General features: G+C 35.5%; 20 protein-coding genes. 18 read left to right on the top strand and 2 right to left on the bottom strand.

Annotation, left to right across the window (positions count from 1 at the left end):
* Positions 1-132 precede the first annotated feature (132 nt).
* The gene (gene dnaA / locus HUW50_RS09195) at positions 133-1485 is read right to left on the bottom strand and encodes a chromosomal replication initiator protein DnaA (RefSeq protein ID WP_066338788.1); all 1353 of its coding nucleotides are present in this window, start codon (positions 1483-1485) and stop codon (positions 133-135) included.
* Positions 1486-2187: 702 nt separating this feature from the next.
* Here dnaA and rpmH point away from each other — a divergent pair.
* From rpmH to HUW50_RS09140, 11 genes are all read left to right on the top strand, one after another.
* On the top strand, positions 2188-2322 hold the full coding sequence (gene rpmH, locus HUW50_RS09190) for a 50S ribosomal protein L34 (protein WP_026561635.1): 135 nt from the start codon (positions 2188-2190) through the stop codon (positions 2320-2322).
* A gap of 286 nt (positions 2323-2608) precedes the next feature.
* Complete coding sequence (rnpA, locus tag HUW50_RS09185; RefSeq protein WP_066338780.1) at positions 2609-2950, top strand: ribonuclease P protein component; 342 nt, start codon at positions 2609-2611, stop codon at positions 2948-2950.
* 154 nt (positions 2951-3104) lie between these two features.
* A complete protein-coding gene (spoIIIJ, locus tag HUW50_RS09180; RefSeq protein WP_066338779.1) occupies positions 3105-3872 on the top strand; it encodes a YidC family membrane integrase SpoIIIJ in 768 nt (255 codons plus the stop codon).
* Positions 3869-4504, top strand: coding sequence for an RNA-binding cell elongation regulator Jag/EloR (gene jag / locus HUW50_RS09175; RefSeq protein WP_185653858.1), 636 nt, complete (start codon positions 3869-3871; stop codon positions 4502-4504). The genes spoIIIJ and jag overlap by 4 nt, the downstream gene beginning before the upstream one ends.
* A gap of 391 nt (positions 4505-4895) precedes the next feature.
* Positions 4896-6281, top strand: coding sequence for a tRNA uridine-5-carboxymethylaminomethyl(34) synthesis GTPase MnmE (gene mnmE / locus HUW50_RS09170; protein WP_066338775.1), 1386 nt, complete (start codon positions 4896-4898; stop codon positions 6279-6281).
* A 240-nt stretch (positions 6282-6521) separates the two neighbouring features.
* The gene (mnmG, locus tag HUW50_RS09165) at positions 6522-8411 is read left to right on the top strand and encodes a tRNA uridine-5-carboxymethylaminomethyl(34) synthesis enzyme MnmG (RefSeq protein ID WP_066338765.1); all 1890 of its coding nucleotides are present in this window, start codon (positions 6522-6524) and stop codon (positions 8409-8411) included.
* Between the two features lie 17 nt (positions 8412-8428).
* Positions 8429-9145: a 16S rRNA (guanine(527)-N(7))-methyltransferase RsmG gene (rsmG, locus tag HUW50_RS09160; protein WP_066338763.1), complete on the top strand. Its 717-nt coding sequence runs from the start codon at positions 8429-8431 to the stop codon at positions 9143-9145.
* Between the two features lie 105 nt (positions 9146-9250).
* Positions 9251-10123 carry a nucleoid occlusion protein gene (noc, locus tag HUW50_RS09155; protein WP_066338759.1) on the top strand — a complete coding sequence of 291 codons (873 nt, stop codon included), beginning with the start codon at positions 9251-9253 and terminating at the stop codon, positions 10121-10123.
* An 876-nt stretch (positions 10124-10999) separates the two neighbouring features.
* Positions 11000-11761 (top strand): ParA family protein, encoded by a 762-nt coding sequence (locus HUW50_RS09150; RefSeq protein ID WP_066338862.1) that lies wholly within the window; start codon positions 11000-11002, stop codon positions 11759-11761.
* Complete coding sequence (locus HUW50_RS09145) at positions 11754-12623, top strand: ParB/RepB/Spo0J family partition protein (RefSeq protein ID WP_066338754.1); 870 nt, start codon at positions 11754-11756, stop codon at positions 12621-12623. The genes HUW50_RS09150 and HUW50_RS09145 overlap by 8 nt, the downstream gene beginning before the upstream one ends.
* A 202-nt stretch (positions 12624-12825) precedes the next feature.
* A complete protein-coding gene (locus tag HUW50_RS09140) occupies positions 12826-13524 on the top strand; it encodes a DUF554 domain-containing protein (protein WP_311774054.1) in 699 nt (232 codons plus the stop codon).
* A 76-nt stretch (positions 13525-13600) separates the two neighbouring features.
* Here the strand turns inward: HUW50_RS09140 and yyaC are convergent, their stop codons facing one another.
* Complete coding sequence (gene yyaC / locus HUW50_RS09135; RefSeq protein ID WP_066338750.1) at positions 13601-14224, bottom strand: spore protease YyaC; 624 nt, start codon at positions 14222-14224, stop codon at positions 13601-13603.
* A 100-nt stretch (positions 14225-14324) separates the two neighbouring features.
* On the opposite strand from yyaC, the gene HUW50_RS09130 reads away from it, so the two are divergent.
* The 7 genes from HUW50_RS09130 (at position 14325) to ssb (ending at position 21335) form a co-directional block, all read left to right on the top strand.
* Entirely contained in the window at positions 14325-15341 is a 1017-nt protein-coding gene (locus tag HUW50_RS09130) for a YkvI family membrane protein (RefSeq protein ID WP_066338746.1), read from the top strand.
* A gap of 287 nt (positions 15342-15628) precedes the next feature.
* Positions 15629-16498, top strand: a complete 870-nt coding sequence (locus tag HUW50_RS09125; protein ID WP_066338742.1) for a mechanosensitive ion channel family protein — start codon at positions 15629-15631, stop codon at positions 16496-16498.
* Positions 16499-16514: 16 nt separating this feature from the next.
* Positions 16515-16721, top strand: coding sequence for a DUF951 domain-containing protein (locus HUW50_RS09120; RefSeq protein ID WP_066338737.1), 207 nt, complete (start codon positions 16515-16517; stop codon positions 16719-16721).
* A 17-nt stretch (positions 16722-16738) separates the two neighbouring features.
* Positions 16739-18751 carry a molybdopterin-dependent oxidoreductase gene (locus HUW50_RS09115; RefSeq protein ID WP_066338733.1) on the top strand — a complete coding sequence of 671 codons (2013 nt, stop codon included), beginning with the start codon at positions 16739-16741 and terminating at the stop codon, positions 18749-18751.
* Between the two features lie 317 nt (positions 18752-19068).
* A complete protein-coding gene (ychF, locus tag HUW50_RS09110) occupies positions 19069-20169 on the top strand; it encodes a redox-regulated ATPase YchF (RefSeq protein ID WP_066338729.1) in 1101 nt (366 codons plus the stop codon).
* A 312-nt stretch (positions 20170-20481) separates the two neighbouring features.
* The gene (rpsF, locus tag HUW50_RS09105; protein ID WP_066338859.1) at positions 20482-20772 is read left to right on the top strand and encodes a 30S ribosomal protein S6; all 291 of its coding nucleotides are present in this window, start codon (positions 20482-20484) and stop codon (positions 20770-20772) included.
* Between the two features lie 38 nt (positions 20773-20810).
* Positions 20811-21335 carry a single-stranded DNA-binding protein gene (gene ssb / locus HUW50_RS09100; RefSeq protein ID WP_066338724.1) on the top strand — a complete coding sequence of 175 codons (525 nt, stop codon included), beginning with the start codon at positions 20811-20813 and terminating at the stop codon, positions 21333-21335.
* Positions 21336-21360: the final 25 nt, after the last annotated feature.

Here is a 21360-nt window from a genome sequence, read left to right as displayed (position 1 = left end):
AGAAGTACTAGTAGGGCCTGTGGAAATGTGGATAACTGGTATAAACGAAAGGAAACACAGCCTATCCACATGTGGACAGACTGTGTATATATCTGCATTAGTTATTCACACTATTCAGGTTCAATAATTCTTTTAAGAGCCTCTAATTAATCCTGTAATTTCTTTTAATTGTCTTTGCAGCTGTTCATCACTCTGAAGCATTTTAGAAATTTTTTCATGAGCATGGATCACTGTTGTATGATCACGTCCACCAAATTCTTCTCCGATTTTAGGAAGAGATGAATCTGTTAATTCCCTAGATAAATACATAGCAATCTGTCGAGGGAAAGCTACTGATTTTGTCCGCTTTTTAGCTTTGAAATCCTCTAATTTCACCTGGAATTCCTGACCAACTATCCGTTGAATATCACTAATTGCAATCATTTTTGGTTTAGAATTTGGAATAATATCTTTTAATGCTTCAGCAGCTAAATCTGCATTGATATCTTTATTTATCAAAGAAGAATAAGCGACAACTCTAATAAGAGCTCCTTCTAATTCTCGAATGTTTGAATCAATTTGATTTGCAATATAAAGCATGACTTCATTTGGTATATCTAGACCTTCAGCTTTTGCTTTTTTTCTTAAAATAGCAATTCTTGTTTCTAAATCTGGAGGGGTAATGTCAGTAATTAAGCCCCACTCAAAGCGTGAACGAAGTCTGTCCTCGAGAGTAGGTATTTCCTTAGGTGGACGATCACTGGAAATGATAATTTGTTTGCTTTCCTCATGTAAAGTATTAAATGTATGGAAAAATTCTTCTTGTGTTGATTCTTTTCCAGCAAGAAATTGAATATCATCAATTAGTAGAACATCAACACTTCTATATTTATTCCTAAAGTCAACCGCTTTATTATCACGGATTGAGTTTATGAATTCATTTGTAAACTTTTCAGAGGAGAGGTAAACAATTTTTGCAGAAGGATTATGATTCATTACATAGTGTCCAATGGCATGCATTAAGTGAGTTTTACCTAGTCCAACTCCTCCATAAATAAATAAAGGATTATATGCTTTTGCAGGTGCTTCAGCTACTGCTAATGATGCAGCATGAGCAAATCTGTTACCTGATCCAATAACGAATGTATCAAACGTATACTTAGGATTAAGCATACTTTGTGGTATTTCATTTTGTTCATCGTTATTATTATTTATTTGTTTTATTGGAGAATTTTGCACAAATTCATCATCCCTTTGATTTTGGGGAATAATAAATTTTATAAGGAACTCTTCACCTGTTAGCTGGTAGATGGTATCAGCAATTAAATGTAGGTACCTGGATTCCAACCAATCTCTTGCAAACTCATTTGGAGCAGTTATGGTTAGGGTGTCACCTTTAATAGTATGTGCCTTCGTTGACTTAAGCCATGTTTCATAGCTAGGCTTACTTATTTTCTTTTCTATCTCTCCAAGAGCTTTACTCCAAAGTTCGGAAATGTTCTCCATGTAATGGTTTGTCCCTCCTTTACCTAAGCACCATTGCTGTTTGTATAATCTTTGTACAAGGTGCGAATATTCATGTATAAACATACAAACGTAAAAAATGTGCATAAATATATAATATAGTAATAAAACGTCTTTTCGACAAAACCCAAGTATTGTGGACAACAATTTACACAGGCTGTTTATAAACTATTCACATGTTATCCACAGATTGTGGATAACGCAAATTTGGTTATTAGTTATTAAGAGTGAAAACACAAATATAATATCAGAATAAAGCTAGAGATGCAACGGTTTTTACAAACTTATCCACACAACTAATCAATTGTTGAAGGAAATTGTCCACAATAGGCTAAGTTGTGAAAAACTTGTCGATAACTTATGTGCATACTGCAGAAACTTGTCGAATTGTTATCCACAGATCATTTAACTGTACAAAGGGTTTTATTTTTTTATTTAAGTTTGACAAACTCGTTGTTGATTTCCACTGCAGGTATTCTCTCTTTCCGCGGGCGATGTGGGAGTCTTCACGGTGCTTTGAACCTGTGGAGTTTCATGTATTCCATTCCAATAACAAGTCAAAAATCGACAGTGAGCTTTAACAGATCCTTGTTAAAAAAGAATGAGTAGTTGACAATTCATACATTCACTCACTATAATTAGTAAGACTGTCTTTAACTGTTATTCCTCAGGGAGGTGTCATATATGAAACGTACTTATCAACCAAATAAACGTAAACGTAGTAAAGTTCATGGTTTCCGTAGCCGTATGAGCACAGCTAATGGACGTAAAGTTCTTGCTCGCCGTCGTCGCAGAGGAAGAAAAGTATTATCAGCATAGGCCACTGAAAAATCAGTGGTCTTTTTTTGCAGATAAGAAAATTTAAGTTTTTTTAAGCTTAGTTTGAGCGTCTTATTTGCCTGATTTTTGAACAAGGCGCTTGATCTTTTCTTAACAAATAAGAAACCACCACATCTTTTAGTGGAAATAAAAGAGAAGAAACGATTTTACCTAAAAGATGAACATTATCTAAAAGTTTGTTTAAATCGTTTTTATTTCAGACATAATGATGGTGAGAATTCTGCTAGTAGGAAAGTGGGAGCAGAACATACCGGAGTGAAACAGAATGAGAAGGAAATATAGAATTAAAAAGAATAAAGATTTTCAAACAGTGTTTAAGCAGGGGAAATCGATAGCAAACAGACAATTTGTTATATATATATTAGAAAGATCGGAAGAACAGGAATTTCGAATTGGGTTATCTGTTAGTAAAAAAATTGGAAATGCAGTGACGAGAAATCGAATTAAGCGCTTAATTCGACAATTTTTTTTAGAAGAGAAGCATCGTATTGCAAGTGGTAGAGAATATATTATTATTGCAAGAAAACCAGCTTCAGACATGGGATACAATGAAGTGAAAAGTAGTTTAAACCACTTATTCAGAAAAGCAAAAAGCTATCAGAACTAAATAAATGTAGAATTATGTAGAAATGATCTTAATGAAAACTTTTTTATATAAAAGAAAAATCATTGTAAAAGTGATAAGATATAAATTATGTGAAACTTTTTCTTTTCTTTAACGTATGAATTGTATCTATCTATTGGTTAGGAGGAAAAAAGGTTTGAAAAGGCGCGTACTTTTAATATTGGGGTTAGTGAGTGTTTTAACCCTTTTAACTGGATGTACAGAGGTAAATGTTCCGATTACATCTGAAAGTGAAGGGTTTTGGAATAAGTATATCGTATATCCTTTATCACAATTAATTACATACTTTGCTGAAATAACTGGTGATAATTATGGAATCTCAATTGTCTTAGTAACAATTATCATTCGTTTAGCAATATTACCGTTAATGATTAAACAAACAAAGAGCTCTAAAGCAATGCAAGCAATCCAACCAGAAATGCAAAAGTTGAAAGAGAAATATAGTTCAAAGGATCAACAAACACAACAAAAGCTACAGCAGGAGACAATGGCTTTATTTCAAAAGCATGGTGTTAACCCACTTGCAGGTTGTTTCCCATTAATTGTCCAAATGCCTATCTTAATTGGTTTTTACCATGCAATTATGAGAACAGAAGCAATTGCTGAACATACATTCCTTTGGTTTGATTTAGGTGAGCGAGATCCATTCTTTATCCTTCCACTTGTTGCAGGTGCTACAACATTCATCCAACAAAAGATGATGATGGCAGGTACAGCAAATCAAAATCCTCAAATGGCAATGATGCTTTATATTATGCCGATTATGATTATTGTTTTTGCGATTAGTTTCCCTGCAGCACTTTCGTTGTATTGGGTAGTTGGTAACCTATTTATGATTGTACAAACTTATTTTGTAAAAGGGCCTGAGCTAAAGGCAGCAAAAGATGGAGGAAATAAGAAGTGAAAGAGATAACTGCTAATGGACTTACCGTCAATGAAGCAGTAGAAGTAGCATTAAAGCAATTAGAAGCAACAAGGGAAGAAGTAGAAATTACAGTTCTAGATGAAGGAAAAAAGGGTATTTTCGGCATTTTCGGAAAAAGGTCTGCAAGTGTTATAGTTAAGCTTATCGATGATCCTGTAAAGGAAGCTCATCTATTTCTTTCAAATGTAACGAAGAAAATGGGAATTGATGCCCAAATTAAGATCAAACGGGCAGGTAAAATTGTCACTTTTCAATTATCAGGTGATAAAATGGCTGTTTTAATCGGAAAAAGAGGACAAACATTAAATTCCCTTCAGTATTTAACACAATTAGTTGCAAATCGTTATTCTAATTATTATTTACAAATTGTCATAGATGCTGAAAATTACCGAGAAAGAAGAAAAGATACCCTTAACCAATTAGCAGCTCGATTAGCTCGGCAAGTTATTCGTTCATCAAAGAATGTTTCTTTAGAACCAATGCCTTCCTATGAACGCAAAATTATTCATGCTGCATTATCTGAATTTAAAGAATTAAAAACATATTCTGTTGGTGAAGAACCAAATCGTCATTTGGTTATTTCTCTAAAATCAAAGACTGACTCTAAATAGAGTTGGTCTTTTTTTATATAAAAAAATCTTTGTAACTTTTTAATTCAGCTAAGTGCTTGACTATAAAATCCAGGATCATGTCGAAAAATGTTGTATTGATAAATTTGTATCGAATCTGGAAAGTTCAATCTTAATTTTAAAAAGCAAATTTCACTTTATGTTAATAACTCGTCAAAGTGAAATTAACTATTAAGAGCAAATATTGTTATTAACATGTGGATAAGTTAAAATAAAGGAAGGAATGTTTAGATTAGAATGAATTGTGGATAACAATAAGTTGATTTTGCTTTCTTATGAAAGTGAAATATGCTATCTTAAAATTTTGGTCAAAGCTTATGAGAAAAAGGAAAGTATTCATATAGATAATTGAAATAGAGAGGTGATCGTAAAAATGGAGTTAGATACAATCGCAGCGATATCTACGCCCTTAGGTGAAGGAGCAATAGCAATTGTAAGATTAAGTGGAGATGAAGCAATTGACATTGCAGACAAGCTATTCAAAGCTCCTTCAAATAAGAGGCTAACAGAGGTAGACTCCCATACGATCCATTACGGTCATATGATAGATCCAACGACAGGTGATGTTGTTGAGGAAGTTATGGTTTCTTTAATGAAGGGGCCAAAAACGTTTACTAGGGAAGATGTTGTTGAAATAAATTGTCATGGTGGGTTAGTGACTGTAAACCGGGTTTTACAATTGGCTGTTAAAAATGGTGCAAGACTAGCAGAACCTGGAGAGTTTACAAAGCGGGCATTTTTAAATGGACGTATTGATTTATCTCAAGCAGAGGCAGTAATGGATTTAATTCGTGCAAAAACAGATCGAGCTATGAATGTTGCCTTAGGACAAATGGAAGGTAGGCTTTCAAAGCTTGTTCAAAAGCTAAGACAAGAGATTTTAGAAACATTAGCACATGTTGAGGTTAATATTGATTATCCTGAGTATGATGACGTAGAGGAAATGACACATAAAATGCTTGTTGAAAAAGCAACTTATGTCCAAAGTGAAATTCATAAACTTTTGCAGACATCTGGGCAAGGGAAAATTTTAAGAGAAGGACTTTCAACGGTAATTATCGGGAGACCGAATGTTGGAAAGTCATCCTTACTTAATAGCCTAGTTCATGAAAATAAGGCCATTGTAACAGATATTCCTGGAACAACTAGAGATGTAATAGAAGAATATGTGAACGTTAGAGGAGTTCCGCTTCGGTTAGTAGATACAGCAGGTATTCGCGAGACTGAGGATATTGTTGAACGAATTGGTGTAGAACGATCAAGAAAGGTATTAAAGGAAGCAGATCTAATCCTTCTTGTATTAAATTATCATGAGGAGCTTTCTCATGAAGATGTTCAACTATTTGAAGCGGTAAAGGGAATGGATATTATCGTTATTGTTAATAAAACTGATCTTGAACAAAAAATTAATCTTGAGCAAGTAATAGATCTAGCTTCTGGAAGACCTGTTGTTACAACCTCATTACTAGAGGAAAAGGGAATAGATGAATTAGAGGAAGCGATAGGTGCATTATTTTTTCAAGGCAATCTACAAAGCAATGATTTAACATATGTATCAAATTCACGCCATATCGCATTATTAACAGCTGCACAAACATCTATTAACGAAGCATTAACAGGAATTGAAGAAGGCATTCCTATTGATATTGTTCAAATAGATTTAACACGATGCTGGGAGCAGCTTGGTGAAATAATTGGGGATTCTGTTCACGAAAGCCTAATTGATCAGCTATTTTCGCAATTTTGTCTAGGGAAATAATAAAAGCGGAAGCGCCCGTTTAGCGACGTATGAACTGGAGCACTTCGAATGAGATAAAGGAAACACGAAGAGCGAAAGCGATTCGATGTTGACTTATCGTAAGAAGGAGTGTGAAGTTCACTAGTCGCTGGGAGCTGTAGCTAGCCAAAATAAAAGCGGAAGCGCCCGTTTAGCGTTGTAGCTAATATTGACACTATGTATTAAATAGATAAATTTTCATTTAAAAAAGGAGGTTATTAAATGTCTTATCATGCTGGGGATTATGATGTGATTGTCGTTGGTGCAGGTCATGCTGGGTGTGAATCTGCGCTAGCTTCTGCAAGAATGGGGGCAAAAACACTTGTAATCACAATAAATTTAGACATGGTGGCTTTTATGCCATGTAACCCATCAGTCGGTGGCCCTGCAAAAGGGATTGTCGTTCGGGAAATAGACGCCTTAGGCGGCGAAATGGGTAAAAATATAGATAAAACGCATATTCAAATGAGAATGTTAAACACAGGGAAGGGCCCAGCAGTTAGAGCCCTACGTGCACAAGCTGATAAATTTGCTTATCAGCACGAGATGAAAAAAACGTTAGAAAATGAAAAAAATCTAACATTGCTTCAAGGAATGGTTGATCGATTAATTGTTGAGGACGGAATATGTAAGGGAATTGTTACACAAACGGGTGCAGAGTATTCTGCGAAAGCAGTAGTTTTAACGACAGGTACTTTCCTAAGAGGAGAAATCATTTTAGGAGAACTTAAATATTCAAGTGGTCCAAATAATCAGCAGCCTTCCATCAAGTTATCTGAACACTTACATGAGCTAGGCTTTGATCTAGTAAGATTTAAAACAGGAACACCACCGCGTGTTAATAGTCATTCAATTGATTACAGTAAAACAGAAATTCAACCAGGTGATGAAGTTCCACGTGCCTTTTCTTTTGAAACGACAAAATACATTACAGATCAGCTTCCATGCTGGTTAACGTATACAAGTTTAGAAACACATCAAATTATTGATAATAATTTGCATCGTTCACCTATGTATTCAGGGATGATTAAAGGAACCGGTCCGCGTTATTGTCCATCTATCGAAGATAAAGTTGTTCGGTTCAATGATAAACCGCGTCACCAAATATTTTTAGAGCCTGAGGGAAGAAATACTCAGGAGGTGTATGTTCAAGGTCTTTCAACAAGCTTGCCCGAGGATGTACAACAACAAATATTAAAAACAATACCAGGTCTTGAAAAAGTGCAAATGATGAGAGCGGGTTATGCAATTGAATATGATGCAATTGTTCCAACACAGCTTTGGCCGACTTTAGAAACAAAAAATATTTCATCATTATTTACCGCAGGACAAATTAATGGTACATCAGGATATGAAGAAGCTGCAGGCCAAGGATTGATGGCAGGGATTAATGCTGCTCAAAAAGCATTAGGAAAAGAAGAAATAATATTAGGTAGATCTGATGCTTATATTGGCGTTCTAATTGATGATTTAGTAACGAAAGGGACAAATGAGCCTTATCGCCTATTAACATCAAGAGCAGAATATCGCTTATTGCTTCGTCATGATAATGCTGATTTACGTCTAACTGACGTTGGTAAGAAAATTGGTTTAATATCTGAAGAACGCTTTGCAAAATTCACAAATAAGAAACATTCGATTGAGCAAGAAAAACTTCGATTGAATTCAGTTATTATTAAACCAAATCAAGAGACTCAACAATTAATTCTTTCAGTTGGTGGAAGTGAATTAAAGGATGGAATTAGAGCTTCTGATTTACTAAAACGACCAGAGATGACATATGAACATATAAACCAGCTTGTTCCATCAGAAGTGGAAATTGATGCAGATGTTGCTGAACAGGTTGAGATCCAAATAAAGTATGAGGGTTACATCGAAAAATCTTTACAACAAGTTGAAAAGCTTAAAAAGATGGAGAACAAAAAAATCCCTGAAAATATTGATTATGATGCAATTAACGGTTTAGCAACTGAGGCACGTCAAAAACTTAAAGAGGTAACACCATTATCTGTTGCACAGGCGTCTCGTATAGCTGGAGTTAACCCAGCAGATGTATCAATTCTATTGGTATACCTAGAGCAAGGCCGAATTGCGCGAGTTTCTAATCAATAAATAGAAAGGTTTTGTTTATGGATACAGAATTATTTCAGTCAAGTTTAGCGGAGAAAGGAATTGTGCTTTCTCCGCAACAAATGGATCAATTTGATTTATATTTCAATTTGCTAGTAGAATGGAACGAAAAAATGAACTTAACGTCAATCACAGAAAAAAAGGAAGTGTACTTAAAACACTTCTATGATTCGATATCGGCTGCTTTTTACTTTGATTTTTCAAAACCATTTTCTATTTGTGATGTCGGAGCGGGTGCGGGTTTTCCAAGTATACCAATTAACATTTGCTTTCCACATTTACGTGTTTCAATTGTAGACTCACTACAAAAAAGAATTAATTTTTTATCTCACTTAACAAAAGAATTAGGTTTAAAAAACGTTCAACTTTTCCATGACCGAGCTGAAACTTTTGGTCAAAATAAAGAGCATAGAGAGTCATTTGATATAGTAACTGCTAGAGCTGTTGCTAGGCTTTCTGTACTAAGTGAATTGTGTATACCCCTGGTTAAAAAGGACGGTTTCTTTATTGCCATGAAAGCTGCAGCAGCAAAAGATGAACTAGAGGCTGGCGAAAAAGCACTCAAAGTTTTAGGTGGTAAGGTTCAAGAAATTCACTCATTTGAACTACCTTTAGAAAATAGTGAACGAACAATCTTAGTTATTGAAAAAATAAAAGGGACACCTAAAAAATATCCTAGAAAACCTGGAACACCAAATAAGCTTCCTATAGAGTAAATGTTTCACATGAAACATTTACTGGAACTTTTAAGTATTTTGCAGGAAATAATGAAAGAAAAAGAGAATATTAAAATTGGTAGTTTTTAAAGGTGGTGTAGGCTCATGAAGCATCCATTTTCTCGCTTTTTCGGTTTGGGAGAAAAAGAAGCAGAACAAGTTGTAGTTGATGAAATAAAAGATGAAATAATAGAGGAAGAAGAACAACATAGGGAAGAGGTTAAGAAAATCCTTATACAGGATATTGTTCCTAATCGCTTCCAGCCACGTACCGTTTTTTCTAATGAAAAGATTGAAGAATTAGCGTTAACTATTCGTACACATGGAATTATTCAGCCAATAGTCGTTCGAGAAATAGATGGGAAATTTGAAATTATTGCTGGTGAGAGACGCTTTCGAGCTGTACAAACCCTGGGTTGGGATGATATTCCTGCGATCGTAAAGGAATTTAATGATACAGAAACAGCAAGTGTTGCATTGATTGAGAATCTCCAACGGGAAGAATTATCTTCAATAGAAGAAGCAGTTGCCTATGCTAAACTGCTTGAATTGCATAATCTCACACAAGAAGCTTTAGCTCAGCGACTTGGTAAAGGTCAATCTACAATAGCGAATAAGCTACGCTTACTAAAACTTCCCCAAGATGTACAAGATGCTTTATTGCAAAAGGTAATAACTGAGCGCCATGCACGTGCTCTTATTCCATTAAAGGATCCTGAGTTGCAAACAAAATTGTTAACAGAGATAATCGAAAGGCAACTAAATGTTAAACAAACAGAGGACCGTGTAGTTAAGCTTCTTGAAAAAAATAATGTTAAACCGAAACCAAAACGTAAAGCATTTAGTAGAGACACAAGAATTGCAATGAATACAATTCGCCAATCGTTAACAATGGTTGCTGATAGTGGCGTTAAGTTAAATACAGAAGAAGAAGAATTTGAAGAATACATTCAGTTTACGATAAAGATACCAAAGTAGTATTTAGTTTTGATTTATACTTTTATTTCCTATGCATTTATTTATAAGAAGTTTTGATAGTGGTTTTATCCTTATTCAAGGAATATTAATACGAAGGGGCTGGCTTAAGGTCAGGCCTTTTTCCCGTGTGTGCATAATACTATAAATTTGACAAGTAGTGCTAATTATCTTTCCCATAAACTTATTATTATTTCACTTTCATAATTTAGTTTTCTCCTATGTAGAAAATACTAATATAGAAGAAATCAGAAAAAAGACAAACCTTTCTAGTCGTTTCATGATAAAATAAAAAAATGATATAGAAAGATTAAGGAATAAGATAGTAAGTTCTTTTTACTTAGTTTGGTATCTGACTTTGTGAAAGGTCGGATACCTGAACCTCTAGGGCTAGGTCACACATGAGTAGAAGGTAAAGAATACCTTCTATTCATGTGCGTCTTATTCTCCTAGGATTGTATAAAGACCTTGCGCTTTTGAACGTATAACATTTTGTGTATAGATCTGAAGCATAGGACGTGCAAGCGCAGTCAGTGCGAAAGAACGTCGCGTTTTTGACTGCCAGCGACGTATGAACTTCATACTCCATTAACGATAAGTTAACATCGAACGCTAGCGCTCTTCGTGTTTCCTTTATCCCTCATAGGGAGTGCTCAAGTTCATACGTTGCTAACGGCGCTTGCGCTTTTCTTAACGTTTAAGAAAGTATATAATTTTTTACTTAGTTTTGATGTCTAGCTCCAGGCGCCATCGGCTCGAGGTCATAAGTCAAATAGGAATTGAAGGCAAAGAACGCCTTCTATTCCTATTCGCCTTATGCTTGTCGCCGATAGGCGGGCGCCTTGCGCTTTTCTATTAGAGATGAAAGCAGGTGACATCGTGGGAAAGGTTATTGCCATCGCAAACCAAAAAGGTGGAGTCGGTAAAACAACGACTTCTGTAAATTTAGGTGCTTGCTTAGCATACATCGGTAAACGAGTGCTTCTCGTCGATGTTGACCCACAAGGTAATGCAACTAGCGGTATTGGTATTGAAAAGGCCGATGTCGAGCATTGCATTTACGATATTTTAGTAGATGATGTAGATGTAAAGGAAGTTATTAAGCAAACTGCAGTAGAAAATTTAGATATTATTCCAGCTACAATTCAGTTAGCGGGAGCAGAAATAGAGCTTGTGCCAACTATTTCCCGAGAAGTAAGATTAAAAAGAGCACTCGAGTCAGTTAAACACCAATATGATTATATGGTAATTGATTGTCCGCCTTCATTAGGCTTGCTTACCATAAATGCATTAACTGCTTCAGATGCAGTTTTAATTCCAGTACAATGTGAATATTACGCATTAGAAGGTTTAAGCCAGTTACTTAACACTGTTCGTCTTGTACAGAAGCACCTAAATACAGAGTTAATGATTGAAGGAGTTCTATTAACAATGCTTGATGCCAGAACAAACTTAGGTATTCAGGTTATTGATGAAGTAAAGAAATATTTTCAGGATAAGGTGTATAAAACGATCATTCCAAGAAATATTCGTTTAAGCGAAGCACCAAGTCATGGCCAACCTATTATCATTTACGATCCAAGGTCTAGAGGAGCAGAAGTTTATTTAGATTTGGCAAAGGAAGTGGTTGTTAATGGCTAGAGGTTTAGGTAAAGGGCTTAATGTAGGAAAGGGACTAAATGCCTTTTTTCCAGAAATGAAGGTAGGACAAGAAGAAACTATTCAAGAAATCAAGCTAAAAGAAATACGTCCTAACCCATATCAGCCACGTAAAACCTTTGAACAGGAATCGATCAATGAATTAAAGGACTCCATTTTACAGCACGGTATTTTACAACCAATTGTTGTCCGTAAAAGTATAAAGGGCTTTGAAATTGTAGTTGGTGAACGACGGTTTCGTGCTGCAACAGAGGCCAAACTAACTGCTATTCCAGCGGTAATAAGAGATTTATCAGAACAACAAATGATGGAGTTAGCTCTTTTAGAGAATTTGCAGCGTGAGGATCTAACACCAATTGAAGAGGCACAAGCATACCAGACGCTAATGGAGCAGCTAAACTTTACTCAAGAGGCATTAGCCAAACGCCTAGGGAAAAGCCGACCACATATTGCAAACCATGTTAGACTTCTTAGCTTACCAAAGCCGATTCAACAACTCATATCAGACGGTAAGCTTTCAATGGGACATGGACGGACGCTTCTTGGACTTAAGAATAAAGACAAGCTCAACTCACTTATAGAAAAAATTATTCGTGAACATTTGAATGTTCGACAGGTAGAATTAATTGTTCAACAATTAAATAATGTTTCACGTGAAACCAAAAAGAAAAAACCAGAAAAAGATGTTTTTATAAAAGAACGGGAATCCTATTTACAAGAGTATTTTGGTACATCTGTTACGATTAAGAAACAAAAGAAAAAAGGAAAAATTGAAATTGAATTTTTCTCTCAGGATGATTTAGACCGCATTTTAGAATTATTGCAGGCACAACAGTCATCCTAAGAGGCTGTTCTTTTTCTTAACTGGCTCTAAAATGAGTCAGTCTTTTTTTGTTTAGAAAATTACTATTCTTGTAAAGTGAAAAAGCAGTTGTAAACTAGCTATAACTTTAAATAGGATATTGTACGTTAATTTCTTATAAATTTCCAGGTTCCCCCAACACACATTTGATGTTTACATATTAAAGAAAGGTGGAGCTATTTTGGTGTTATTTGGAAGTGTTGTAAATGCAGTAGGAATAATAGTAGGGACATTTATTGGTTTATTACTTAGAAAAATACCTGATCAAATGAAACAAACAGTTATGATTGCAATCGGCCTTTCGGTTGTAATCCTTGGTATTGATATGGCACTAAAAAGTGACAATTTTTTCATTGTAATTGTTAGTTTGATAGTAGGTTCATTAGTTGGTGAGTGGCTAAGGATAGAGGACTACCTACATCGAATAGGAACTACTCTTGAACAAAAAATAGGTAAGTCTCAAAGTGGAAATATTGCTCAAGGCTTTGTTACGGCAACATTAATTTTTGTTGTTGGTGCAATGGCTATAGTTGGATCACTCGATAGTGGCCTAAGACAAGATCATTCTGTTCTTTTAACAAAGTCGATGATTGATGGATTCACAAGCATTGTGTTAGCGAGCACGCTTGGAATAGGTGTATTATTTTCAGCTCTTCCTGTCTTTTTATATCAAGGAGGCATAGCGCTATTAGCAAATGTCATTCATCAATTTCTATCAGACTCACTTTTGAATTTGTTAATTGCTGAACTCACTGCAACAGGTGGTGTGTTAATTTTGGCAATTGGTATTAATATGCTAGGAATTAAACAAATCAGAGTGGCGAATTTACTCCCAAGTATTTTAATTGTTACCATAATTGTTTTAATACAATATCATTATTAAAGAATTATTTTTACACTGCATGAGAGAAGTGCAGTGTTTTTTATTTAGGTTGTATGACAATAAGTTTCTGAATGAATTAGTTAATCGCAGAATCTCGATCAGCTAACCAGTCACGACGTATGGAGAGTCGTTTTTCTAAGTATTGCTTCTCCGCTTCAATTAACCCCTTTGATATAATATCAGCCATGCTCATTACTAGATGTAAGCGAGTATTTTGCAAAACAAAGAATTCCATAAACCCACTAACATTTACAATGCCTGTTATATGCATATTACCAACAGCTGGTAACTCCTTATTTACCCCAGCACCAGGCTTTATAGACCCTTCAGCAACTTGAATATAGCCAACGCTTTTTAATCGCCCTAAGCATGCGTCAATGGCAATTATAAATGGATTTCTATGTTTTTCTTTAATAAACTCCAATGTTTCTTCTAAATTAACAGCATGTACAGGATCTTTCAATGTACCGTAGACGTGGAAATGTGATAATTCCCTTTGTATGTTAAAACCTACAAGAGGACCTAAAGAGTCTCCAGTAGATCGATCTGTTCCTATACATACAATAACAATAGGCTTTATAAATAATTTTGGAAGGTTATCGATAATCTGACTTGATAAGAGTTGAATTGCTTGCTGTTCTTCATAATAAACGCGTTCAAGCTTTTTATCTGATTGAAAAAGTCCTGTTTTTAGATTCATAGATTTCACTCCCACATCATAGTAGTAACAGTATACGGAAGAATGTTCATTTCTATACATCTTCGTTGCAATTAGGACAGCCTTATGAGGTGATGGGAAAATGAAGTCAGGTTTAAAATGGATGTTTTTGATTTTAGGAACTATTATTGGGGCAGGGTATGCATCAGGGAGAGAAATATGGCAATTTTTTGGCTTTGAAAGCGGACTAGCTATCTGTATTTTTGCTTTTATTTTTATCATAGCTGTCTATGTCATTATGAAAATTAGTTATGAAGAGAAGACACATCACTTTTTTCCAGTTTTGGAGAAATTGGTAGGTAGAAAACTCTCTTACGTTTATGATGTTTTAATTGTCGTCTACCTCTTTAGTACAACAATCGTGATGATTGCAGGCGGTGGTGCTACACTCGAAGCCTTTTTAGTCCCATATTGGGGAGGAGTCATCTTCTTTTCAGTATTATTAGTGCTTCTATTTGTTGGAAATATAAATGGCATTATTAGGTTAAATGTTGTAATCATTCCTTTGTTAGTATTGGGGTTGTTTTATGCATTGTTGTCGTTTAACCACTATAATCATCATTCATGGGTTTTAGATTTAACTAAGCAATATAACTGGCCTTCAGCCTTTACCTTTACTTCGTTAAATATATTACCGCTAATTGCCGTTTTATCTGCAATTGGAAAAGAAATTAAAAGTCTGAAGGAAGCAAAAATAGCTAGCATAGGTAGTGGCATTGTTTTGGGGGGGATTTCATTTATTTACAATGAAACATTAGTTCAAATGGCTGATTATCTAGCTGAATATGAAATACCATTATTTGCAGTATTAAAAGGGTCACCGTTTGCAATTTTTCTTTTTATGTCTGTCATGCTTTGGTTTGCAATTTATACCACTGCGGTTTCAGGGATATTAGGAATTGCTTCACGGTTTAAGGAGGTTACAAATCTACCGTACTGGTTGATGGCCCTAATCTTAGTCTTGTTGATGATTCCATTTACAAGCTTTGGCTTTGCAAACCTCGTTGCTATTTTATACCCTTTATACGGATTAATTAACCTTTATCTCCTTATAACAATTTTGCTTTTTCCAATACTGAACCGTTATAAAACAGAATAAAAATTCCGAAAATAAATTGAGGCTGACTCATAAAGATATCCCGGTTATTGAATGATTGAACAAAGGGATTATCTTTGCCAGAGTCGGCCTCTTTTTGGTATAAAATAATCTTATATGGAATTTAACTGATATAATATCCTGTATCTATGAGTTCCATTTGGAAAAAGTTTATTGGGAATTTAGGCTATTCTCTACTTCTTAAGTGGTTTAGACATAGAGTATAATAGTCTATGAAAAATTATATATTTTAAAGAGGTAAATAGTACTTTTAGAAAAAGGTGAAAAGGTTGAATACTATTGAAAATTTGTGGAATGAAGTTTTGGAGTACATTACAGATGGTAAACTATGGGTTAATATTGGAGAAGGTTTATTAAAGATCGTTCTGATTACTATTGTCTCGACCATTTTTATCCGAATTGGAAAACTTGCGATTAGTAAGATCTTTTTATTCCGCGGGAAATCACCAATTCGTATTTCAGAGAGAAGAGAAAATACCCTTTCAAAGTTATTAGAAAATATCCTAACATATGTTGTTTATTTCATTGCCATCATTATGATCCTAGAGGCTGTAAGCATTAATGTGGGTGCATTGCTTGCTGGTGCTGGGATTGTAGGACTTGCTGTAGGTTTTGGCGCACAAAGTCTTGTGAAGGATATTATTACAGGATTTTTTATAATATTTGAAGATCAGTTTTCTGTTGGGGACCATATTAGAGTTGCTGCTTTTGAGGGGACTGTTGAAGAAATTGGACTTAGAACAACGAAAATAAAGAATTGGACAGGAGAACTTCATATTATTCCAAATGGGAGTATTGTTGAAGTAACAAACTTCTCTATTCATAATAGTATGGCTGTAGTTGATGTAAGCATCTCGTTTGAGACAGATATACCAGAAGCCGAACGTGTAATTCAAGATCTTTTAACAGAAATTCCAGATAAATATGAGGACATTGTTACTCCTCCTGAACTACTTGGTATTCAAACCTTGGGTGCATCAGAGATTATTTTACGTGTTGTTTGTGAAGTTGAACCAATGCGCCATTTCCATATTGCAAGAATGCTTCGAAAAGATATTAAAATGCGTTTAGATGAACATGGTATTGAAATTCCATATCCTCGAATGGTTATGTATAACAGAAAAGAACAAGTAAGTTAAGAGCGGAGGTTAAAATATGCTAGAAAAGGAATTTGGTTTAAAGGATATTGTAGAAATGAAGAAGCAGCATCCATGTGGGACAAACCGCTGGAAAATCATTCGAATGGGAATGGATGTAAGAATTAAATGTGAGGGCTGTGAGCATAGTGTTTTAATCCCTCGAAAGGAATTCTCTAGAAAAATGAAAAAGATACTTGTTAAACACGAAGAGTCGGATGAGTAAGTTGAGGGGAATAGGAAATGAAGCAGGTATTTAAATCATCATGTCCTTTAAACTGTTGGGATAGTTGTGGTTTAGAGGTAACTGTTGAGAATGGAAAAGTGACTAAGGTTGAAGGCGATAAAGACCATCCAATTACCAAAGGAAAAATTTGTGGTAGAGGAAGAATGCTAGAAACGAAAACAAATTCAAAGGAACGGTTAACAACGCCATTAAAAAAAGTAAATGGTCAGTTTATTGAAATTCCATGGGAGCAAGCTCTCAATGAAGTAGCAGACAAAATGAGTGAGATCAAGGAGATCTATGGATCAACAGCTGTACTGCATAGTCATGATTATGCGAATAATGGCTTGCTGAAGAATCTTGATCAGCGTTTCTTTCATTGTTATGGCGGTGTCACAAATTTAGTTGGTAGCATTTGCTGGGGTTCTGGTATTGAAGCTCAAACCTGGGATTTTGGTAGCTCTTTTAGTCATGCCCCAGATGATATTTTTCATAGCAAGCATATTGTCATATGGGGAAGAAATGTAGCTAGAACAAACATGCATTTATTTCAATACTTACAAGAAGCTAAAAAAGGCGGCACAACTATTACCGTTATAGATCCCATTTACAATGCAACTGCTAAAATAGCGGATAATTATATTTCGGTAAAGCCAGGAATGGATGGATTAGTAGCGATTGGCATTATGAAGGTTTTGGTAGATGAAAATAGGCATGACCAACAGTTTATTAAGGACCACACAATTGGTTTTCATGACCTTTTTTGCTTACTGGATAGTATCAAGATGGAGGATGTTTTGGCAAAGGCTGAAATTTCCTATGAAGACATTAGATATTTAGCTACCGTTTATTGCGATGGCCCAACTTCTACTTATTTAGGTCTCGGAATGCAAAGATATGCAAATGGCGGAAATACAATTAGATTAATAGATGCACTTGCTGCAGTAAGTGGAAATGTAGGAGTCCCAGGTGGTGGAGTTAACTTTGGGAATCTGCAAGTTGGTAACAGCTTTAATAAGAGTGGACTTACCTTGCCACATAAAAAAACGGTAACAAGGCACTTTTCAATGATGGAACAGGCTGAAGGAATTTTAGGTGCTGAAAATCCAGGCATTAAAATGATTTTTGTGACGTGTGGGAACCCTCTTGCACAGGTCCCAAATTCTGCAAAGGTCAAGAAAGCTTTCGAATCGGTTAATTTACTTGTGGTTGTTGACCACTTTTTAACAGATACTGCTGAACTGGCTGACTATGTACTCCCAACAACAACCGTATTTGAGGAAGAAGATATCTATTATTCGTCAATGTACCACCATTATGTGAATTATGGAGATCAGTTAGTTAAACCACCTGGAGAAGCAAAATCTGATTTGTGGATTTGGACTGAATTAGCAAATCGTTTAGGTTTTGGAGAAGAGTTTCAGTTTACTAGAACTGAGTATTTAGAGATAGGACTATCACATTTAAAACAGCATGGTATAACAGTTGAAAGGTTGAAAGAGGAAAAGAGACTGCCATTACCTGTGCGCTTTGTACCTTGGGAGACAAAGAAATTTTTGACTCCAAGTGGGAAATTTGAATTTACTTCATCCATTGCTGAGAAAAAGGGGTATGTAGGAAAACCACAATATTTGCCTCCAAAAGAGTCTAGCCTTACAAACTCATTGTTAGCAAAAAAGTATCCATATCAGCTCTTAACAATTCACCCGTTACGCTCTAATCATTCACAGCATTATATTCTGATAAAGACTCTACAAATTGTTAAAATTGAAATATCAGAGGATATTGCAAGTGAGAAGGATATGACAGATGGAGATTCTGTCAGAATTTTCAATGACAGAGGAAGTCTTTCAGGAATTGTAAGGGTCTTGAAAAGGGCCCATCCTAGAACAATAAATGTTGATGAAGGACAGTGGCATAAGTTTGGCGGTTCTGTAAACTTGCTAACACCTGATGATAATTCTGATAATGGATTAGGTAGTATTTTATATGATTGTTTAGTAAACATCGAGAAAATGAATGATAATTGATGCAAAGGAGAGCCGTTTATAGGTTCTCCTTTCTAGTAAGGTAAGAATGCATATAAGTTTGTACTTAGTTTTGGTGTCCAGCTCCAGCGCCTAGCCCCTCGAGGTCATAAGCCACAAGTGAATTGAAGACAAAGAACGTCTTCTATTCACTTGCGTCTTATGCTTGTCGGGGCTGAGCAAGGCGCTTGCGCTTTTCTTATATTGTTTCACTATAAATGAGAGACCTGCTTGTTTTTTATGTGTTTACTATCTATAATTGTTGAAGATTGGTTAGAATTCGGACAAATTTTTTTGTTTAATGATAGAGGAGTGGAAATATGGCATTAACTGCAGGAATTGTAGGTCTTCCAAACGTCGGAAAATCAACATTATTTAACGCAATTACACAAGCTGGTGCTGAGTCAGCAAACTATCCATTTTGTACAATTGATCCTAATGTCGGGATTGTAGAAGTACCTGATGAGCGTTTACAAAGGCTAACAGAACTTGTAAAACCTAAAAAAACCGTACCAACCGCATTTGAATTTACTGATATTGCTGGAATTGTTAAAGGTGCAAGTAAAGGAGAGGGATTAGGTAATAAGTTTCTTTCCCATATCCGTCAGGTAGATGCAATTTGTCATGTTGTGCGTTGTTTTGCAGATGATAATATTACTCATGTATCTGGTAAAGTTGACCCAATTTCGGATATCGAAACAATTAATCTAGAGTTGATATTAGCGGATTTGGAAACAGTTGATAAACGTATTGATCGTGTAGCTAAGTTAGCAAAGCAGAAAGAAAAAACAGCTGTCTTTGAACATGAAATCCTAGTAAAGCTTAAAGAAGCGTTTGAAAGTGAAAAGCCAGCTCGTTCTGTGGAATTAACAGAAGAGCAATTGAAATATGTGAAGCAACTTCATTTATTAACATTTAAACCTATTCTATATGTAGCAAATGTTAGTGAGGAGGAAGTTGCAGATCCTTCAGACAATGAATATGTAGGACTGGTTCGTGAATTTGCGGCAGCTGAAAATGCTGAAGTAATTGTTGTATGTGCAAAAATTGAATCAGAGATTGCTGAACTTGAAGGTGAAGAAAAGGAAATGTTTCTTGAAGAGCTTGGAATTGAAGAGTCTGGACTTGATCAGTTAATTAAAGCTTCTTACAATCTTCTTGGTCTGGCTACTTATTTTACAGCAGGTGAACAAGAGGTTCGTGCTTGGACATTTAAAAAAGGAATGAAAGCTCCTCAATGTGCTGCTATTATCCATACAGACTTTGAAAGAGGATTTATCCGTGCTGAAACAGTTTCATATGATGACCTATTAGCAGCAAAGACAATGGGTGCTGCACGTGAAGCAGGAAAAGTCCGTCTAGAAGGTAAAGAATACATTGTACAAGATGGAGATGTTATCCATTTCCGCTTTAATGTATAAGATTTCTTGCTAATACTATTTATTTAAAATTATTTATTCCATATTTAGTTTGTGACTAGCGCAAGCTCCTAATCAAGGCGCTTGCGCATTTCTTGGTGTCCAGCTCCAGCGCCTAGCTCCTCGAGTCATAAGCCACTCTTGAATTGAAGGTAAAGAACACCTTCTATTCAAGAGCGTCTTATGCTTGTCGGAGCTAATCAAGGCGCTTGCGCATTTCAGTATCATTTGCTATAATACCTAATTGTGAGTAATTTATTTTAATTGCTCCTTGCCCTATAATGGGCCGTTTAGACCAAAAGGAGGTGTAAGATGATGAAAAAGTACGAGGTTATGTACATCATCCGCCCAAATATTGAAGATGAAGCTAAGAAAGCTCTAGTTGAGCGTTTCAACAGCGTTTTATCTGATAATGGTGCGGAATTAAACGAATCAAAAGAGTGGGGCAAACGCCGTTTGGCTTACGAAATCAATGATTTCCGTGATGGCTACTACATGCTTCTTCAAGTTAACTCTGAAGCTGCTGCTATTCAAGAATTTGATCGTTTAGCGAAAATCAGCGAAGATATCATTCGCCATATCGTTATTAAAAAAGAAGATAAATAATTAATGTTTGAAAAGATATTCAAAAAAGGATGGTTCTGATGTTGAATCGAGTTGTACTAGTCGGAAGACTAACAAAAGATCCAGATTTGCGTTACACACCAAGCGGAGTAGCTGTTGCTACATTTACTTTAGCAGTAAACCGTACGTTTACAAACCAACAAGGTGAAAGAGAAGCTGACTTTCTAAACTGTGTGATTTGGCGAAAGCAAGCCGAAAATGTTGCAAACTTTCTTAAAAAAGGAAGCTTAGCAGGTGTTGACGGTCGTTTGCAATCACGTAGCTATGAGGATCAAAGCGGGAAACGTGTATATGTAACAGAGGTTGTTGCAGAAAGTGTCCAATTCCTTGAGCCTAGAGGTGCGAGCGGCGGAGGCAACAATAACTACAACAGCAACAATAACAATAATAATAACTTTGGTGGGTATTCAGAAAACTCTGGTAATCAAAACCCATTCGGTTCAGATCAAAATCAACGTAATCAAGGTCGTACAAGCTTTGATGACGATCCATTTGCAAACGATGGAAAGCCTATTGATATATCTGATGATGACTTACCGTTTTAATTATAAATATATGACCGTAATATAA

It is taken from the genome of Metabacillus sp. KUDC1714, assembly GCF_014217835.1.
Taxonomy (GTDB): domain Bacteria; phylum Bacillota; class Bacilli; order Bacillales; family Bacillaceae; genus Metabacillus; species Metabacillus rhizosphaerae.
This window is presented reverse-complemented; position numbering and strand designations above follow the sequence as displayed.

Coding starts and splice junctions, on each gene's coding strand:
- dnaA (WP_066338788.1), bottom strand. CDS start 1,485: ATGGAGAACATTTCCGAACTTTGGAGTAAAGCTCTTGGAGAGATAGAA.
- rpmH (WP_026561635.1), top strand. CDS start 2,188: ATGAAACGTACTTATCAACCAAATAAACGTAAACGTAGTAAAGTTCAT.
- rnpA (WP_066338780.1), top strand. CDS start 2,609: ATGAGAAGGAAATATAGAATTAAAAAGAATAAAGATTTTCAAACAGTG.
- mnmE (WP_066338775.1), top strand. CDS start 4,896: ATGGAGTTAGATACAATCGCAGCGATATCTACGCCCTTAGGTGAAGGA.
- mnmG (WP_066338765.1), top strand. CDS start 6,522: ATGTCTTATCATGCTGGGGATTATGATGTGATTGTCGTTGGTGCAGGT.
- rsmG (WP_066338763.1), top strand. CDS start 8,429: ATGGATACAGAATTATTTCAGTCAAGTTTAGCGGAGAAAGGAATTGTG.
- noc (WP_066338759.1), top strand. CDS start 9,251: ATGAAGCATCCATTTTCTCGCTTTTTCGGTTTGGGAGAAAAAGAAGCA.
- HUW50_RS09145 (WP_066338754.1), top strand. CDS start 11,754: ATGGCTAGAGGTTTAGGTAAAGGGCTTAATGTAGGAAAGGGACTAAAT.
- yyaC (WP_066338750.1), bottom strand. CDS start 14,224: ATGAATCTAAAAACAGGACTTTTTCAATCAGATAAAAAGCTTGAACGC.
- HUW50_RS09130 (WP_066338746.1), top strand. CDS start 14,325: ATGAAGTCAGGTTTAAAATGGATGTTTTTGATTTTAGGAACTATTATT.
- HUW50_RS09120 (WP_066338737.1), top strand. CDS start 16,515: ATGCTAGAAAAGGAATTTGGTTTAAAGGATATTGTAGAAATGAAGAAG.
- HUW50_RS09115 (WP_066338733.1), top strand. CDS start 16,739: ATGAAGCAGGTATTTAAATCATCATGTCCTTTAAACTGTTGGGATAGT.
- ychF (WP_066338729.1), top strand. CDS start 19,069: ATGGCATTAACTGCAGGAATTGTAGGTCTTCCAAACGTCGGAAAATCA.
- rpsF (WP_066338859.1), top strand. CDS start 20,482: ATGAAAAAGTACGAGGTTATGTACATCATCCGCCCAAATATTGAAGAT.
- ssb (WP_066338724.1), top strand. CDS start 20,811: ATGTTGAATCGAGTTGTACTAGTCGGAAGACTAACAAAAGATCCAGAT.